Raw genomic sequence first — 18,662 nt, forward strand, 5'->3', positions numbered from 1 at the left:
TGAGCAGGCGTAGTCGGGCTCTGGGATTGCGCTCAGTCTTTGAGTGTTTGCCAAAGTCATGGTCTTCTAGGTTATGTGTTGGTATAGTCATAAGTGGATGATACTATATATTTTGGGTTTGGTATAAAATCTTCTGTTAAAAATTCCCTTATGAGCAATGTTTACGTACGCTACCTTGATAAACGCAGCGACATTGTTTACGATAATAGGCTTTACTCACACATTAGGCTTCCATGATTGATGCGAATGACATTCCAAGTAGTCAGCTGATTTTATACGCTGACGATGGCTACAACAGCCATGTGGCCCGCCTATTGCTTGAAGAAAAAAAACTTGCCTATTATTTATCGCGCCTGCATTCTGAGCGTCCGGAAGACTTGACCGAGCTCAACCCCTATCACACTTTACCTGTCTTGCAACAGCGTGAGATTGCGCTATATGAGATTAACGTTATCTTCGAATACCTTGAGGAGCGTTATCATGCTAATAAACTACTGCCAGATACGCCGCAAGAGCGCGCCCAGTTTCGCCAATTGGCTTGGCGTATACAAAATGATTGGTTGGTGCTCGGCAAACGATTGCTGATGCATCCGGATAGTTTTAATAAAGCGCAAGCAGCCTTGGCAAAAAAGCAACTAAGCGACTCCTTGATTACTTTATCGCCCTTGTTTGCTCATAAGCCCTACTTTATGGCCGACGAGTTTGGTTGGTGCGACGTGCTATTAGCGCCGTTGTTATGGCGATTAGAAGAGATGGGCATTGAGTTACCGCGTGCTATCAGCCGCCCTTTATTTGACTATCAAAAACGGGTCTTTGAGCGTGACAGCTTTCAAAAAAGCGTGCGTTAATTAGACAACCGCTAACGACTCCCCTAAAATAGACTCTGATATAGAATAGCGATATAGTGAATGATTTTTCTATAGCCACGACTTTATCGCAAACGAGACAGTATTTAATAATAATGCATAAGGAAACCAAAAAATGAGCGAAGAAACCACCTCTATTACCCCAACACGTCCCTATATGGTGCGCGCGCTATATCAATGGATAGAGGACAATGCGCTCACCCCATACTTGATGGTAGATGCTACTGCTGACAATGTACAAGTCCCTAAAGAGCATGTCCAAGACGGACGTATCGTGCTCAACATTGCCAGCCGCGCAACCGGTAATATGAGCATGGAAAATGATTATATTCATTTTAGTGCGCGCTTTGGTGGTGTCTCGCAAGAGATTTGGGTACCATTGACGGCGGTAATGGGGATTTATGCCAAAGAAAATTCGCAAGGGATGTTTTTTGACCCCAATGAATACGATGATTATGTCCCTGAAGAAGACGCAGCGACTACCTCCAAGAAAAGTACTGCTGCCCCGAAACCTAAGCGCGATAACAAAGCGGGTTTAAAAGTTCTAAAATAATCACGTTAAAAAATTGATTTTAAAATAGCCGAAAGAGTTAGCCATAAAAAAGCCAGTCATATTCAATATGCTGGCTTTTCTTCTTGTTAGCCCAAAATGCTAACAGGCTCAAAAACACTTAATCTCTTAGTGTTTAAGTGCTTGATGATTAGGTTCTTGGCAGCGTCACACCGCGCTGACCTTGGTATTTACCGCCGCGGTCTTTATAACTAGTCTCACAAACGTCGTCCGCATCGCTTTGAAAAAACAGCATTTGTGCCACGCCCTCGCCCGCATAAATACGCGCAGGCAAGTTGGTGGTATTACTAAATTCCAACGTCACATGCCCTTCCCACTCAGGCTCAAGTGGTGTGACGTTGACAATGATACCGCAGCGTGCATAGGTCGATTTACCAAGACAAATCGTCAATACATCACGCGGAATACGAAAATACTCCATCGTGCGCGCCAAAGCAAACGAATTTGGCGGAATGATGCATTCGTCACCGATGACATCAATGAAGCTTTTTTCATCGAAGTTTTTTGGGTCTACAATCACTGAATGCACGTTGGTAAAGACTTTAAATTCAGGCGCACAGCGTACATCATAACCGTAGCTTGAGGTGCCATAACTGACCAAACGCTCGCCGGCATCATTAAAACGTACTTGACCTGGCTCGTATGGTTCAATCATGCCATGTTCTTCGGCCATTTTACGAATCCAGCGGTCAGACTTGATAGACATTGTTGTTCCTTAAAAAATTTTCAATAGCCAATTTTTAATAGCCATTGTAATAATAGATTTTTGGTAGCGATGATTATACGGAATTGACGGCGCAATTTATAGAGCGGCAACGACTTTAAAATTAAGCCTGCTATTTATAAATACATAATAGGCGCTCATCAGTTACCATTTAGCAAAATGATCTTCCGCTAAGCCCATTACCTTATTAAGCTTAATCACCTCATCTGCTAGCCGTATCTCACCACTATACAAACCAAGCCATTGCTCAAAGATACTGGCGAGCACACCAAAGTTATCGGTCTTTTTATAAACAGTAATCGGCGTAAAGGTTAAATCAATATCAACCTTGCTCCAGCCAAGATTTTGATGATAAATACGCCAAGTATGCTGCGCGGCTGCATCCAAATCTTGACGTATAAAAATCACAGGCGGCAGATACACTATCTGCCCATCAAGCCAGCAAGCATTTTCACTAGCGCCAGTTTCGTTGACGCCCATCGATAAGTTCAAGGTGAAATGACGACCGTCTGGCAAGTAGCTATTAATACAAGTCCAAAACCAATTGGTCTTGTGGCGCATATAGCCAAGCGTCCAATCTAGATTGGCAATAGTGGTGTCAGTAAAGTCGATTTGCTTGGCTTTAGCATCAGGAACAGTAATATTAGATGTTGAATGAGATTTAATAAGTAGATGTCCAGATATTGCTGTCAGCGGCTCTTTTTGGGTAAAGGTCCAACCGCGTCTGCCCGTTGGTGTACAAATAGCTAGTGGCTGTGACTGTCTTGCTAAGGTTGCATTGAGTGCAAGGTTTTGACTATCTAGCACAACGTCAATCTGGGAAGGCGTAAAACCCAATGTTACGGTCAGCTTATTATGGGTAAACGCCATTTGACCTTGATAGCAATCGCCTTCTAATAAGGTCTGCCGCGTCAAAGGTTGCAAGGCTTCGCAAACTTCTAGCTCATTAGTTTCATCATTATAGAGATAAACGAAGGCGCTGGTCGCAAGCTTAATCGTCGCCAGTGCTAGGCAAACTCGATAAGGCGGCTCGATAATTTGGATAAAACAAAATTGGTTGGCTTTAAGCGCTTTGCGCCAGTTTGGCAGCGCTTTTTGCGAGATAAGATGGCTATGATAATCAAGATAGTTGATGCGCTTAACGTTAGCAAAAACGCCAAAGTTAGGTTGACCGTTTTGAATAAGCTGGTCAATCTCAACTACTCTCAAGTGATTAGCGATAGGTTGATGATGATTATTTTGCTTCATTTTTACGGCATCCTAGCCAAAGTTCATTATGAGACTACTTGTCCTTGGTAGCTAACTATGCTGCTGACGATTCTTCTCTTTGCTTGTCCTGAAGCAGCCCAAACGGCTTCCCTAATAGCTTTAATCTCTATCATCGTCAAACCATCTATAAGTTCTTCTGTCACATTGACTACTGCAAAAGAACTTATTCCAAACGGATGCCTAGAAAATTTAAGCAATAAATCAGTCATAGCTTGTGCTGCTTGTAAAAAATCAGCAATCACCATGCGGCGATTGCTAAAATCCGCAGTAACCTGATAGCGTTTGCTACTGCCATCTTTATAGTAGCAAACAGCGCTTACTTGATTATTCGACAGCTCAATCACGTATATCGGCGTATATGCTTAGGCTATTTTACTAACTTTAGAAGCCATTAAAAACTATTAGAAAATCCGCTTATCATCGACAGGTTTAGCAAATTTATTGATATTGGCTTCGATATTTTTCGCAATGCTTAGATAATACGGCGCAAATTCATCATCGGCCAACACGCTCGGCTCACCTTTATCCACTTGGGCGCGAATACCACTAGCAAGCGGCAACTGACCCAATAGTGGCACATGGTATTGCTCAGCAATTTTTTCGCCGCCACCCGTACCAAAAATCGCTTCGGTATGGTTACAGTTGCTACAGGTATGCAGCGCCATATTTTCAACCACGCCAAGTACTGGAATATTGGTTTTATTAAACATCTCGATGCCCTTTTGCGCATCAAGTAAGGCAATATGCTGCGGCGTCGTCACAATCACCGCGCCCGTTACCGGAATGCGCTGCGCCAATGTCAGCTGAATATCGCCAGTACCAGGCGGCATATCGATGACTAAGTAATCGAGCTGCGGCCAATTGGTTTGATTATAGAGCTGCATTAAGGCGCCAGTGGCTTTTGGTCCGCGCCACGCCACAGGTGTATTGTCGCTATCGAGCAAACTACCAATCGATAGCATTGCCAAACCATGCGCTTCAATAGGTACAAATTGCTCATTTTCCAGCTCAGGCTTGACTTTATCTACGCCCAGCATCGTCGGCATACTCGGGCCGTAAATATCAGCGTCTAGCACGCCAACCCGATTGCCTAACTTCTGTAATGCTAAGGCGATATTAACGGTAGTGGTTGATTTACCAACGCCGCCTTTACCCGAAGCGACGACGATAATATGGCGGATACGTGGATGCGCCGTTAAGGATGCTTGTGTCGGCGCTGCTTTCGTAATCGGTGGTTCGGACTGATTGCTACTATTTGTATTTGCAGAAGGTTTGGCCTGCTTTTCCATCGCGTTAGTGGTTTTTGGCATGGCTTTTGGTAGGCTTGACCCCGCGCCTTTTGCAGGTGCTGGCAGGCGCACATTCATATGAATCACTCTGATGCCATGCGGATGCAGTAGGTTGCCAAGCTCTTGCTGAATGGTCTCAGGATTGCTATCTTGCGGCAGACGCAAATCCAAAGTCAGCTCATCGCCATCGCGCTCTAGACCTGTGACCATAGTCGCAAGACTGCTATTACCTAAATGGTAATTGAGTAAAACCTGATCAACGGCGCTATCACGAGCCGCTTGTTGCTGCGGAGATTCGGATTTCGAAGATGCTCTTTTTTTTATAAAATTAAACATAGCTACCTCTACTACCTATATCGATGGTTAAATTTGGCAAAAACGATGAATTTTTTTAAACAATAGCTGTTTGAAATTGTTTAAAAGAACTCTTAGCTAAAACTTTAGCCCATAAAACTTTTGCCAAATGCTTTTATATAGATACAGTGTAGCTTAATGGGCGCTATAAAAAAACCACACTGTCAGTAGGTATGAGGGTCAAAATTGGTGTTATTTTTTTATTTAAGCGGTCTTATGTACATGACCGTTTATTAAACAAACTAACCAATCGGTAAAAATTTAGAAGCGATGAATAAATAAATCAGCACGCCCGACGCATCACTGATTGAAGTAATCAAAGGCGCACTGGCGGTTGCAGGGTCAAAACCGAGTTTATTGAGTATAAAAGGCAGACTCATACCAATGACACTACCAATCATAACGACGCACAGCATACTTAGCGCCAGAACCAAAGAGACGGTCGCGTCACCGCGCACATAGCCGATAAGGGCAATGGCAACGGCCATTGTCGCACCGAGTAGCAGTGCAACTAAGGCTTCGCGGCCAAGTAGCGAAAACCAATCACGCATCACCACATCACCCGTTGCTAAAGCACGTACCATTAAAGTCGCTGATTGCGAGCCGGCGTTACCGCCACTATCAACCAGTAAAGGCAAGAAAAATACCAATACTAAGTTTGCCGCAATGACGTCTTCGAAGTTAGCGATACTTAGCCCCGACAGCAAGTTGCCAAATACTAAAAACACCAGCCAAAAAACCCGCTTACGATAGAGAATGGTAATACTGACGTCTTTTAAGCGCCCGACCATGGTTGAGACACCGCCTGACTTATGAAAGTCATCGGTGGCTTCATCGCTTGCCACGTCCATCGCATCATCATGGGTGACGATACCAACCAACGCCCCACTGGCATCGGTAATGGGTAGGGAAATTAAGTCATAACGGGCAACAGTTTTAGCAACGTCTTCTTGGTCATCGTTGACATCAGAAGAGATGACCGAGCTGACCATGATGTCTTTAATCAGCTGCTCAGGCGATGATAAAATAAGCACCCTTAGTGACACCACGCCCAATAGCTTACGCGCGTCATCAATCACATAAGCGTGATAAATAGTTTCGGCATCAGGCGCTTCTAAACGTAGCGCATCCAAGGCTTCGGCGACAGTCATCTCAGCCCCTAACGTCGCATAATCGGAGCTCATCAAGGCACCAGCCGTGCCTTCTTCATAAGCGGATAGACGGCGAATATCCTCACGCTTTGCCTGCGCTAAGGCAGGTAATAGCACGTCGCGTTGGTCTTGACTTAAGCGCTTATACAAATCAGTTCGTTCATCAGATGGCATCTCGCCGACTATCTTGGCTAAAATAGCGCGCGGAAAGACATAAGCGAGTGCCACTTGACTATCAGGATCCAAATAAGCAAATATCGTCGAGCGATTGGGCAAATGCGCAAGGAGCTGCCAAGCGAGTTTGGGTTCAATTAACGCCAATAAATCGGCTATATCGATAGGACGCAGATCTTGAATCTCTTCAATCGCTTGCTCATACTGCTGCTGCTCGATAGCACGGCTTATTTTTTCGGCATAGGTCAACGCCAAGTCTTTATTATTCATCGCTTTTACTCCGTGCAGCGCAAAATGGGGCAACAGACGCTCATAAAAAAGAGCCAATATTATTGGCTCAAATTAACATAAAATCAAATGCTAAAGGATTGGTGTTTTATTAGCAAGCGAATGATGCTTAAACCAAGCAAACACTTCACAAAGTCGGATATTCATTTACTAATCGCTTTTGACGCACTCATTGCATAATGCTCACCGGCGTTTTTTCTTGTAACTCCTCAAAACTCACTCCTTCTGCCAGCTCAACCAATTTTAGACCGTTGTCAGTGACGTCTAATACGGCAAGCTCGGTGATAATACGATCGACCACCCCTTTACCCGTTAGTGGCAGCTCACAGTCGGCAAGGATTTTTGGCTCGCCATGTTTATTGACCTGTTCCATCAGCACAATCACTCGCTGCACGCCAGCCACCAAATCCATCGCGCCGCCCATGCCTTTGACCATTTTTTTCGGAATCATCCAGTTAGCCAAATCGCCGTTTTCTGACACTTCCATCGCGCCCAATATCGCCAGATTGACATGACCGCCACGAATCATCGCAAACGACTCTGAGCTACTAAAATAGCTGGCACCCGGTTCGGTGGTGACGGTTTGCTTGCCCGCATTAATCAAATCCGCATCGACATTTTCTGCCGTTGGAAACTCACCGATACCGAGTAAACCGTTTTCAGACTGAAGCCAAACATCGACGCCTTCAGGGATATAGTTGGCTACTAAGGTCGGCAATCCGATTCCTAAATTAACATAATAGCCATCTTTTAACTCTTGCGCGGCGCGCTGTGCCATCTGCTCTCTTGTCCATGCCATGATAATTTCCTTATTGTTTACAAAGCCTATTGTTATTTTTTCATTAAAACCATTAAATAATCTTTCATTTAAGCGCTTGTAGTGGCTGCTTTGGTAGTAGTTTTTTCAATACGTTTTTCGGGATTATCATTTAAGACAATACGCTGGACAAAAATACCCGGTAGATGAATCTCATCGGGGTTTAGCTGCCCTATCTCTACGATTTCTTCGACTTCCACAACTGTAACTTTACCCGCCATCGCGCAATCTGGATTAAAATTACGCGCCGTTTTATTAAAGATTAAGTTGCCGGCTCTGTCAGCCTTTTGTGCTTTAATTAGTGCCACATCTGCCCGCAAAGTATGCTCAAGTACATAGGTGCGACCATCAAACTCGCGCGTTTCCTTGCCTTCAGCTACTTGTGTGCCAACGCCAGTTGCGGTATAAAACGCTGGAATACCAGCGCCGCCTGAACGCAGTTTTTCCGCTAACGTTCCCTGCGGCGTTAGCTCAACCTCTAGCTCGCCTGACAGATATTGGCGCTCAAACTCTTTATTTTCACCGACATACGATGAAATCATTTTTTTGATTTGGCGCGTTTGTAATAGTAAGCCTAAACCAAAATCATCGACACCGGCGTTATTACTGATACAGGTTAAATCCTTGACCCCACTATCACGTAATGCTTCAATCAGCGCTTCAGGAATACCGCACAGTCCAAACCCTCCAATAGCGAGAGTTTGCCCGTCACTGACGATACCTTTTAACGCTTCTGCAGCGCTGCTGTATACTTTTGATTGACTCATGCTCATCTCCTTGCAAGTCACATTATTTTTTATATAGGTAATGTCTCATCGTTTATATAAGACAATACATTATGTATCGATATAACTAAATTACAATCTCTTTGCTAACTTAGCATATTATTATCCTAGCGACCAGATAACAATCTTAAAATACTTATATGCTAAATCCTTGAGTAACTGCGTAGCTGCCTGCGTGATTAAGCATCGATTTAATTACCAAGGTAATATCACAAAATCGGCCGAATTACGGTATCATAGGCGCACTTTTTTAATTCTTCTCTTTTTTAGAGTTATTGGACGTTTTAAGTGTTAATAATTTAGCATTGATAATACGGTGCTGACTCCTCATAAAGTGCTCGAGACGTTTGAAAATCAACCCGTTTATATAAAAATATAGGTGACAAAAGTGCGTGAGATTCTAGTAACCAGTGCTCTTCCTTATGCCAATGGCTATATCCATTTGGGGCATCTTGTAGAATATATTCAGACCGACATTTGGGTACGTGCGATGAAAGCACAAGGCCATCAGGTCACCTATGTCTGCGCTGATGATGCACACGGTACGGCGATTATGCTCAAAGCAGAAGCCAATGGCGTCACCCCAGAAGAGCAAATCGCCTCGGTAAAAGCCTCACATGAAGCCGATTTTGCCAAATTTTTGATTAACTTTGATAATTATCACAGCACCCATTCAGAAGAAAACAAGCATTTCTCTGAGCTGATTTATCGTCGCCTTAATAGCGCCGGACATATCAGTACAAAGGACGTCAAACAGCTTTTTGACCCTGAAAAGCAGCTGTTTTTAGCCGATCGTTTTGTCAAAGGAGAGTGTCCTGAATGCGGTGCGCTTGACCAATATGGCGATAACTGTGAAGCGTGCGGTACCACTTATGATGCGACCGACCTTATCAATCCGCATTCAACGCTATCTAATGCGACGCCCGTGCTTAAAACTTCTAAGCATTATTTCTTTGATTTGCCTGAGTTTGAGCAATTCTTAAAAGATTGGACGCGCAGCGAAAATCGCTTGCAAGTCTCCGTCGCCAATAAACTGCAAGAATGGTTTGACGCGGGTCTGACCAGCTGGGATATCTCGCGTGATGCGCCGTATTTTGGTTTTCAAATTCCAGATACCCCAAGCGATGAGCCAGAAAAATACTTTTATGTCTGGCTAGATGCGCCAGTCGGATATATGGCAAGCTTTAAAAACCTATGTGATAAGCGCGAAGGAAGCGATCAAGCGCTTGATTTTGACCGTTATTGGATGCAAGAAAACGAGCATAAAACCGAGGTGTATCATTTTATCGGTAAAGACATCGTTTATTTCCATGCGCTATTTTGGCCTGCCATGCTAGCCGGTAGTGAGTTCCGTACGCCGACTGGTGTCTTTGCCCACGGTTTCTTGATGGTCAATGGCGAAAAAATGAGTAAGTCACGCGGCACCTTTATCAAGGCCGAAACTTACGCGGAACACTTACATCCTGAATACTTACGTTATTATTTCGCCAGCAAACTGTCTGACAAAGTTGAGGATATCAACCTTGATTTAGAAGACTTTATGCAAAAGGTCAACTCTGACTTGGTGGGTAAAGTGGTTAATATCGCCAGTCGCAGTGCCGGTTTTATCGTGAAGAAATACGACGGTATGCTGTCGGACGTTTGCGTAGAATCAGAATTATTAGAAGATATTACCAAAACCGGTGATGAGATTGCGGCCGCTTATGAAAACCGTGAATTCTCGCGTGCGATGCGCTTAATCATGCAGTGTGCCGATAAGGCCAATGAATATATCGACGAGAAAAAACCTTGGTCGCTTGCCAAGCAAGAAGGGTCTGAGCAAGAAGTGCAAGACGTCTGCTCGGTGGCGATTAATATCTTCCGCCAATTGATGGTTTATTTGGCGCCAGTATTACCTGAGCTGACTGCCAATGCCAAAGAATTCTTAAATATTGACGATTTAAGCTTTGCTAGCCGAAATCAATGGCTACTTGGTCATAAAATCAATAAATTTAAACCTTTAATGCAGCGTATCGAAGAAAAAGACGTTGCGGCAATGGTTGAAGACTCAAAGGCCTCATTGGCGCAAGCAGAAGCCCCTACTACTAGCAGCAATAATAATTTAGATAATAAAACAGCAGTATTAAACACCCAGCCAGTACCAGCAGCTAATACTGACAGTGAAGCTGGGCAAGCGGACTATATTGGTATTGAAGACTTTGCCAAAGTTGAGATGAAAGTGGCGCACGTCTTAGCCTGTAATTATGTCGAAGGTGCGGATAAGCTTTTACAATTTACCTTGGACGTTGGCGAAGACAAACCGCGTAATGTCTTTAGCGGTATCCGTAAGTTTTATGAACCTGAGCAATTACTCGATAAAAAGGTGATTTGCGTCACCAATCTTGCGCCGCGTAAGATGAAATTTGGCATCTCAGAAGGTATGGTATTATCGACTGGCAACCCGAAAACACAGCTAACGGTGGTTACTTTACCGGACAACTGCGTGATTGGTGATGTGTTGGCTTAACTGCGGTTGTACTTATATAATAAAAAAGATGCTTTCGTGGCATCTTTTTTTGCCCAAAATTCATTGGTGACAAAATAAAAAGAGCATGGGCAAAAAATAAAAATATAGACAAAAATCCATCTTTACTAACCTTTATAAAATGAATGACAAATGCGTTTTATTTTCTTATTGCCATAAGTTACATTACTGTCATAATATGGACGTAATCATCAAGGGATTGATTACCTTTATGTTCGCCCGTTATCTCATCATGCACATAATATTGACTCGGGTAACCTGCACTCTTTAACCTATGAGCCAAAATAAAATGACCTTTGCCACTACTTTACGCCTTAGCCTGTGCGGCGCTGCTATTAGCGCGGCGCTTGGTTTAACCGCTTGCTCTAATAATGCGACCGACCCTGCCGTCAACGCTGATGATAGCGCGAATAACGACAAGCCTGCCAAAACCTTGGCCATCACGCAAATTGTCGAGCATCCTTCTTTAGATGAGATGCGCCGCGGTATTATTGATGAGCTGGCGGACAACGGCTACGCAGAAGGGCAAAACCTAACCGTTAATTTTCAAAGTGCGCAAGGGAATACCGCAACGGCTGGGCAAATTGCCAAACAGTTCGCCGGTGACAATCCAGATGCTATCGTTGCTATCTCAACACCTTCTGCGCAATCTGTAGTTGCTTCGACAAAAACTGTTCCCGTTATTTATACCGCCATTTCAGACCCTGTGGCAGCCAAGCTAATTGACGAAAATGACGTGCCTATCCAAACCAATGTGACTGGTTTGTCGAGCGAATTACCTATTGAACCGCAGTTAGACAATATTCAAAAAATTGTCCCTAATGTGAAAACCATTGGTTATGTTTATAGCCCAGGCGAAGCCAATTCAGTAGTGGTTCTTAAACAACTGGAAAAAGCAGCACCAGCACGCGGACTTAAGATATTGGGCGTTACTGCCAATCGCCCTACCGACGTTGCAATGGCGACTCGTAGTCTGGCAGGCAAGGTAGAGGTTATTTATACCTCATTGGATAACAATGTGGTTTCGGCTTTTGAAGCAATGGCAAATGCGGCTAATGAACTTGATATCCCAGTTATTGCCTCAGATGAGTTTAGCGTCAGACGCGGTGCGACGGCGGCACTTGGTGTCAATGATTATGACTTTGGTCGTACTACAGGCAAAATGGTGTACCGGGTATTAAACGGTGAAGCGACCAAAGATATCGCACCGCAAGTTATGAATACCTTAACGCTATACGTCAGCCCAAAACACGCCGCGGAACAAGGTACTAGCCTATCGGCAGACTTACTTAAAAACGCCATCAATGTCGACAAAGAAGCACAAAAGGCCAGTAAATAGTCACTAATAAATAGTTGCGTCTCAATAGTAAAGAATAAATGAATGGTAATTAATAGTCAGCTATACAACGGATTACACAATCAGCTAGGATAATGGCTGGCAGCGCTACCCTTTCTTATCTTTTATATAATGTACGGACACATTATTATTTTCAGGAGTCAGACCCATGTTGTATCAAAATCGTTTTGCCAAAGCTTTATTATGGGGCGGTGTTTGCACCGCTATCTTGACCGGCTGTAACCAGCCAGCACAAGATGCCAACACCACTGACGGCGCTGCAACGGGCGGCGATGCCAAAGCTGCCATGAAAACGGTCGCTATTACCGCCATCGTTGAACATCCAGCACTCGATGATGTGCGTAAAGGCGTTATCGACGAGTTAAGTGACGCCGGCTTTAAAGAAGGCGAAAACTTAACCATCAACTTCCAAAGCGCCCAAGGTAATACCGCCACTGCCGGTCAGATTGCCAAGCAATTCGTCGCTGATGCACCAGACGTTATCGTGGCGATTGCAACACCATCGGCTCAGTCTGTAGCCGCTTCTACCAGCAGCATTCCTATGGTGTTCTCAGCTGTCACCGACCCTGTCGCAGCAAAACTGGTACCGAAACTTGATGGATCTGGCACCAACGTTACTGGCGCCTCTGATGCTCTTCCTTATGCGCCGCAAATCGATTTGATGCGTCAAATTATCCCAAGTCTAAAAAACGTCGGTTATGTCTATAGCCCAGGTGAGGTGAACTCAACCATCGTTTTAAAAGCGCTGAAAGAGAATTTGACCCCACTTGGTATTAACGTTCACGAAGCGCCTGCGCAGCGTAGTAACGATATTGCGATGGCCGCTCGTAGTCTTGAAGGTAAAGTCGATATGATTTATACCTCAACGGATAATAACGTGGTTTCAGCATACGAATCACTGTACCAAATCGCTAAAGAAAGTAAGATTCCACTAATTGCCTCTGACACCAGTTCGGTTGAGCGCGGTGCCGTTGCAGCCTTAGGGGTAAACTATTACGATTTGGGCCGCGAGACTGGTAAAATCGTTACGCGTATCTTAAACGGTGAAAAAGCAGGCGAAATCCCTGTTTATACGCCGCAATCGCTTGATTTACATGTCAGTCCAAAGAATGCGCAAGCCGAAGGCATCACGCTACCACAAGCCGTTATCGATAAAGCAAAAGTAGTGTTAGAATAACTGCCGCTTTTAACTCTAATTTAAACGGTAGTTTTTATCAATTATCGTCTAGGTTAATTGGATATGGCTATTTTGATATGGCTATATAGGTAGCGCAGACAAACCCAGCTCTCAGTCAGTAGGCTGGGCTTGTTTTTTCAAGGCTTTAAATAAGCAAGACTTAGGGTTATTAATAGTAATTATAAGTTTTGCTTGACCCTAACTGCAGATACCCCTATCTGTTAAATTCACCGCTTAGTCGTTTAAGCAAAGTTGGCTGATTGATAGCGCGATATGTCGCCTATCTTAATTATCTCGCCATCATTTATTAAACGCTGGGTTATGACTTACTGATCTCTTATGTCTTTAATTGCTTTTTTTGGTGCGCTTGAAAGTGGTCTGATTTATGGCCTAGTGGCGCTTGGCGTCCTTATCTCATTTCGTACCCTCGACTTTCCGGATTTGACCGCTGACGGTAGTTTTCCGTTGGGCGGCGCTGTCGCGGGTATTTCTATCATCGCTGGTGTGAATCCTTGGCTGGCTTGTGCCTTTGGTATGCTAGCGGGGTCAGTTGCGGGTATCGTCACCGCATGGCTACACGTTAAACTGGGTATTTTACAGCTGCTTGCCAGTATCCTTGTGATGGTTGCTTTATACTCTGTCAACCTACGGATTATGGGTGCGCCAAACTTACCATTATTAGGTGAAACGACAGTATTTAGCACCTTGGTCAGTGATGGCAATGGTTACTGGATGCGCTGCCTTATTATTGGTGTCGTTGTGCTACTGGCCATGTTGTTTTTAAACTGGTTTTATAGTACCGAAACGGGTTTATCGATGCGGGCAACTGGCTCAAACCTACGTATGGCACAAGCGCAAGGTATCAACACCTCATGGATGACCATCATTGGTATGGCGATTTCTAACGGTTTAATTGCGTTAGCGGGCGCATTATTTGTGCAGACGCAAGGTGGCGCTGATATCTCGATCGGTATCGGGACGATTGTTATTGGTTTGGCAGCGGTTATCATCGGCGAGACCATTATTCCAGCTAAGCGTATTTGGCTGATTACCTTTGCGGTGGTCGTTGGTGCGGTGCTTTATAAGCTCTTTATTCAAGTGGCTCTATCAAGCAATACGCTACGTAGTATCGGATTTGGTCCACAAGATTTAAACTTGATTACCGCGCTACTCGTGGTCTTGGCCTTAGTATTACCAAAAGCTAAAAATAAATTTTTAAGTCGTAAAGTTCGGGCTTAATGTCAATGTGCAACCATAAGGAATTATAATTATGATGCAAGCTACAGATTTGCGGTTGACCTTTAATCCTGGAACGCCCATTGAAAACCCTGCCCTACGCGGTATCAATCTGAATATCGCCGATGGTGAATTTGTCACCGTCATCGGTACCAATGGCGCAGGCAAATCGACCTTTTTAAATGCGGTTAGTGGCACCACGCGCGTCGATAGCGGTTCAATCTTGTTAAATGGTATCGATGTCACCAAAAAAACCGCGCACCAACGCGCTCATTGGGTCGCTCGCGTATTCCAAGACCCGATGGCGGGAACTTGTGAGGCGCTAACTATCGAAGAAAACATGGCGCTTGCCTATAAGCGCGGCGGCAAACGTGGTTTGAACTTTGCGCTTAATCAAAATAACCGTGACTTATTTCGTGAGAAATTATCAGTATTAAAGTTGGGTCTAGAAAATCGTCTGACCGACCGTATGGGACTGTTATCTGGTGGTCAACGTCAAGCGGTTAGTCTGCTGATGGCCTCATTGCAGCCGTCTAAGATTCTACTACTTGATGAGCATACGGCGGCCCTTGACCCTAAAACGGCGGCGTTTGTTTTAGAGTTGACTGATAAAATCGTTACCGACAATCAGCTGACAACGATGATGGTCACGCACTCAATGCAGCAGGCTCTAGCTCATGGTACGCGTACTGTGATGCTTCATCAAGGTCAGGTGGTATTAGACGTATCTGGCGATATCCGTAAAGGCATGAACGTGCATGATTTACTGGATATGTTTGAGCAGACACGCGGTGAAAAGGTCGAAGATGACAGTTTGATATTAAGCTAAATCATTTCGCAAAATATTTTGAATTTAAAAATAAAACGCCTTCTCATTAGGCGTTTTTTATGGCTGTTTTAGTTATTGAGAATCAAGCATGACCAACTTTTGAATCAGCTCACTGACATGCTGCGCTTGCATTTTCTTCATCACCTGTGAGCGATGTACCTCTACTGTTCGTACCGAGATATCTAAATGGTCGGCGATATTTTTATTTAGATTGCCTTGCATCAGCTCATGAGCGACCTGTTTTTCTTTCTCGGTTAGCTGCGCATAGAGTTTTTTGATCCCATAAAGCTGAGCACGCTTGAGTGTTAATACTTGCGCACGCTCAAGCGCTTCTTGGAGACGGTGACTATTAATCGGTTTCTCTAAATAATCGGCGGCGCCTAGTTTGAGCATGTTAACCGCATCAGCAATCTCACCTTGACCAGTTAATGCAATAAGCGCAATGGGGCTTTCATGTTGATTAAGCTGCGCTTGTAGTGCTTGACCGCTCATTGCTGGCATCATTAAATCACTGACGATCACCGCGGGATAATAGATATCAACTTGCTGCAAAAAAGTCAGGGCACTTGACCACACTTGGGTCGGCAATCCTAAGCTGCTAATTAAAAAATTACAGGAATTACGCACGCTTTCTTCATCGTCGATGATATGAACCAGTAGAAGTTCATTATTGCTATTAATTGGCGTTTGCCATTCTGAGTGCTTAACTGAATTATGCTGAGCATTCATACGCAACCTTATGATTAAGTTTATTTGCAGATTTTATAAATACTTGGATTTACATAGCTCTGTTTTTATTATCTTATCTCTCAACATCATCTGCCAAATGCAGCGGCAGATAAAAAGACACTTGCGCACCTACCCTGTTTGCTAATGGATGAGTGTTTTCCGTTTTTATCAAGCGCACTTTACCATTTAACGACCGCTTTAAGCGTTGCTGATAACCGCCTAACGCTTGAATAGTATTAAGCTCCTGCTGCACTTCGATATTGCCAAGCTGCATCATACCGCCAAGCGGCTTGCATAGACGCTGACATATCATCAGCCCCAAGCCTAAACCATTTTCTTTGGTCGATTTGGTGGCGTATTTATTAGTCAGACGCTGTTGTGATTGACCCTCAACTAACTGCTGATTACCCTCTAACGGTTTATGGTCAAGCAACTGCGCTTCATCAAAACCGCCTGCATCATCGGTTATATGCAATACGATATAAGATTTACCATTATAATCTTTTGCCTGACAACGTAACATTATCTGTGTCGCCCCCTGCTGCTGAGCATTGAGCATACTATTCATCAATAACTGGTCAAGAACTAGGCTTGGCAATTGCAAAGACTGGTAGTCACTCGCTAACCAAAAGCCAATACTTGAGGCTTTTTCACCAAGTAGCAATATACACTGCTCATAGGTGGTGGCGATATCCAATTGAACGTTTTTCGGCTGAGAGCGCCCTGCCCAGTGCCGAATATTACTGATAACAGCCGCGACCCGCTCGGTTTCATTGACAATTTGCTGCAGCGCAGTTTCTGTCGCTTGTTTGTCAGTCAGAGACTTTTCTACCGCATGCAGACTATTTACAGAGTTGTTATCCAACCCTGTCCATTCTTGACTGTTTTGACTGCGAATCAGTAATCCTTGGGCATAATTTTGAATGGTCGCCAGCGGCTGATTGATTTCATGGGCGATTGAACCACTCATCTCACCGATGACAGCGAAGCGTTCTGATTGATGTAGCTGCTGGTCATAATCACGAATCAATCGATTTTGCAGGGTTATTTTTTGCCGCCGTCGCCATGCCAGCCAACTCATCCACGCATAATTTACTGTTGATATCAAAATAATTAAAACAATAACTGCCATCCACAATCGATGCGCCTTTACCCATTCAACCATATGCGCGCCCAGCTGCTTTTGGGCGGGATGACGGTTCATATCATAGAGGATACGCTCAGCATTACTACTCGATTCGGGTGGTAGCCAGCCCTGATTTATTCCTAACAACGCTTGCTCTGATTGACTTGTACCAAATAGATTTTGATTAATCTGTCGCACCAAAGCATTTGGCGCTTGCTCGGTCGCCGCCAATGTCCAATTTGGATATATAGGCGTTGAAGATTGACAGCTAGAAGCGGTCGCCACAGGGTGAATAAGGCGGTATTGTTTTTCGCTAACTTTCCCTTGCCGCGCCATCTCTTCCATCAAGCAAAGTGGCGCTATTGCTGCGTCTACACTGCCACTGGCCAATGCATGTAAGGTGCGCTCAATAGGATAGCCGACAAACTGGGTCTGATAACGGTTGGACGGCACGCCGTTTTGTTGTAATAAATGCGCGACCAATAGATAGCCACCAAAAGCCTCGGCATCGACGGCAGCAATTTTACGCTGCTGCAAATCTTGCAGCTGATAAATGCCGCTGTCTGCCTTTACCCAAAGTGCACTGGCCACTTCTTCCATGGCGCTAGGTTCTTTTAACGGACTACCCTGACTGAGCTTATTAAATTCATTGGCTAGATTAACCGTTGCGGAAAACTGCTTATCAGCGGTTTTACTGAAACCTTTTTCATTAAAGTTTTTACCATTGATATCAGCAGGCGCAGTTAATTTAGCTGGCGCCGTATCGGCTTGCAAGGTCGCAAGCCAGCGCCAATGGGTGGTATTCATTTTAATCAGCTGTACTTGTGGACCAAGCACCAAGGCAAACTGCTGCGCCTCAATTTCCTGCTGCCAATTCTCTAGCGCCAGCGGCACCAAGACCACTGTGTCCTCTTGTAGCTGCTCGTTAAGCTGATTAAGCCAAGGTTGCCAGCGTTCTTGCGCAACCGTTTCGCCTTGCGGCGCCAGCACGCCTATATAATACGTCTGGGCGTTTGCCATCGACATAACCAAGCAAGCATTTAATGCCATCAGAGCCATAAAGGGTATTAACGCTTGCAACGCTTTCCACACCCTCAAGGTTATGGTTCTAAGCGCAATTTTCGATAAAAAATCAATGGTATTTATAGGCATTATTTGCGACTTAAGACGTCCAAGTTTGTAAAATTTATTAAAACCATATGATTAATGTGGTTTTCCACAATATCAGCATATTACGCCATATTCTATACTACATAGCAAGATTGTATCTTTTAATTGGCTGAGCTTAATGATTGCTATCGAATATAAAAATCAGGCATTACCAATAAGCCTTACAACATAGATAGCGACAGTAAGCGCAGTAATATTTTTATAGACTATTTTTATGGAGGGCAGG

Annotated in this window: 16 protein-coding genes; 7 read left to right on the plus strand and 9 right to left on the minus strand. The window is 44.2% G+C overall.

What is annotated here, in order from left to right:
* The first annotated feature begins 233 nt into the window (after nt 1-233).
* Together H9653_RS00005 and H9653_RS00010 are read left to right on the plus strand one after the other, a co-directional pair.
* Nucleotides 234-848 carry a glutathione S-transferase N-terminal domain-containing protein gene (locus tag H9653_RS00005; RefSeq protein ID WP_191689587.1) on the plus strand — a complete coding sequence of 205 codons (615 nt, stop codon included), beginning with the start codon at nt 234-236 and terminating at the stop codon, nt 846-848.
* Nucleotides 849-981: 133 nt separating this feature from the next.
* Entirely contained in the window at nt 982-1,419 is a 438-nt protein-coding gene (locus H9653_RS00010; protein ID WP_191689589.1) for a ClpXP protease specificity-enhancing factor, read from the plus strand.
* Nucleotides 1,420-1,567: 148 nt separating this feature from the next.
* Here the strand turns inward: H9653_RS00010 and dcd are convergent, their stop codons facing one another.
* From dcd to H9653_RS00045, 7 genes are all read right to left on the minus strand, one after another.
* Complete coding sequence (dcd, locus tag H9653_RS00015) at nt 1,568-2,143, minus strand: dCTP deaminase (protein ID WP_102076576.1); 576 nt, start codon at nt 2,141-2,143, stop codon at nt 1,568-1,570.
* 162 nt (nt 2,144-2,305) lie between these two features.
* Nucleotides 2,306-3,409: a DUF2804 domain-containing protein gene (locus H9653_RS00020; protein WP_191689591.1), complete on the minus strand. Its 1,104-nt coding sequence runs from the start codon at nt 3,407-3,409 to the stop codon at nt 2,306-2,308.
* Nucleotides 3,410-3,435: 26 nt separating this feature from the next.
* Entirely contained in the window at nt 3,436-3,774 is a 339-nt protein-coding gene (locus tag H9653_RS00025; RefSeq protein WP_191689593.1) for a hypothetical protein, read from the minus strand.
* 57 nt (nt 3,775-3,831) lie between these two features.
* The gene (apbC, locus tag H9653_RS00030; protein ID WP_191689595.1) at nt 3,832-5,055 is read right to left on the minus strand and encodes an iron-sulfur cluster carrier protein ApbC; all 1,224 of its coding nucleotides are present in this window, start codon (nt 5,053-5,055) and stop codon (nt 3,832-3,834) included.
* 260 nt (nt 5,056-5,315) lie between these two features.
* A complete protein-coding gene (gene mgtE, locus H9653_RS00035) occupies nt 5,316-6,668 on the minus strand; it encodes a magnesium transporter (RefSeq protein ID WP_191689597.1) in 1,353 nt (450 codons plus the stop codon).
* A gap of 187 nt (nt 6,669-6,855) precedes the next feature.
* Complete coding sequence (locus H9653_RS00040; RefSeq protein WP_144296478.1) at nt 6,856-7,485, minus strand: CoA transferase subunit B; 630 nt, start codon at nt 7,483-7,485, stop codon at nt 6,856-6,858.
* A 68-nt stretch (nt 7,486-7,553) separates the two neighbouring features.
* Nucleotides 7,554-8,270 (minus strand): CoA transferase subunit A, encoded by a 717-nt coding sequence (locus tag H9653_RS00045; protein ID WP_191689599.1) that lies wholly within the window; start codon nt 8,268-8,270, stop codon nt 7,554-7,556.
* Nucleotides 8,271-8,676: 406 nt separating this feature from the next.
* Between H9653_RS00045 and metG the strand changes: the two genes are divergently transcribed.
* The 5 genes from metG to H9653_RS00070 all read left to right on the plus strand — a co-directional run bounded on the left by metG (nt 8,677) and on the right by H9653_RS00070 (nt 15,411).
* The gene (gene metG / locus H9653_RS00050; RefSeq protein ID WP_191689601.1) at nt 8,677-10,794 is read left to right on the plus strand and encodes a methionine--tRNA ligase; all 2,118 of its coding nucleotides are present in this window, start codon (nt 8,677-8,679) and stop codon (nt 10,792-10,794) included.
* A gap of 307 nt (nt 10,795-11,101) precedes the next feature.
* Nucleotides 11,102-12,151: an ABC transporter substrate-binding protein gene (locus H9653_RS00055; RefSeq protein ID WP_144296582.1), complete on the plus strand. Its 1,050-nt coding sequence runs from the start codon at nt 11,102-11,104 to the stop codon at nt 12,149-12,151.
* 166 nt (nt 12,152-12,317) lie between these two features.
* Nucleotides 12,318-13,346 (plus strand): ABC transporter substrate-binding protein, encoded by a 1,029-nt coding sequence (locus H9653_RS00060; protein ID WP_068404434.1) that lies wholly within the window; start codon nt 12,318-12,320, stop codon nt 13,344-13,346.
* Between the two features lie 339 nt (nt 13,347-13,685).
* Complete coding sequence (locus tag H9653_RS00065; protein ID WP_144296482.1) at nt 13,686-14,585, plus strand: ABC transporter permease; 900 nt, start codon at nt 13,686-13,688, stop codon at nt 14,583-14,585.
* A gap of 31 nt (nt 14,586-14,616) precedes the next feature.
* Nucleotides 14,617-15,411 carry an ABC transporter ATP-binding protein gene (locus H9653_RS00070; protein ID WP_144296483.1) on the plus strand — a complete coding sequence of 265 codons (795 nt, stop codon included), beginning with the start codon at nt 14,617-14,619 and terminating at the stop codon, nt 15,409-15,411.
* Nucleotides 15,412-15,483: 72 nt separating this feature from the next.
* Here H9653_RS00070 and H9653_RS00075 read toward each other — a convergent pair whose 3' ends face one another.
* Both H9653_RS00075 and H9653_RS00080 read right to left on the minus strand, forming a co-directional pair.
* Entirely contained in the window at nt 15,484-16,140 is a 657-nt protein-coding gene (locus tag H9653_RS00075; RefSeq protein WP_191689603.1) for a response regulator transcription factor, read from the minus strand.
* A gap of 73 nt (nt 16,141-16,213) precedes the next feature.
* Nucleotides 16,214-18,418, minus strand: coding sequence for a sensor histidine kinase (locus H9653_RS00080; RefSeq protein WP_191689605.1), 2,205 nt, complete (start codon nt 18,416-18,418; stop codon nt 16,214-16,216).
* Nucleotides 18,419-18,662: the final 244 nt, after the last annotated feature.

Origin of the sequence: Psychrobacter communis (assembly GCF_014836505.1) — a bacterium.
Lineage (GTDB): Bacteria > Pseudomonadota > Gammaproteobacteria > Pseudomonadales > Moraxellaceae > Psychrobacter > Psychrobacter faecalis.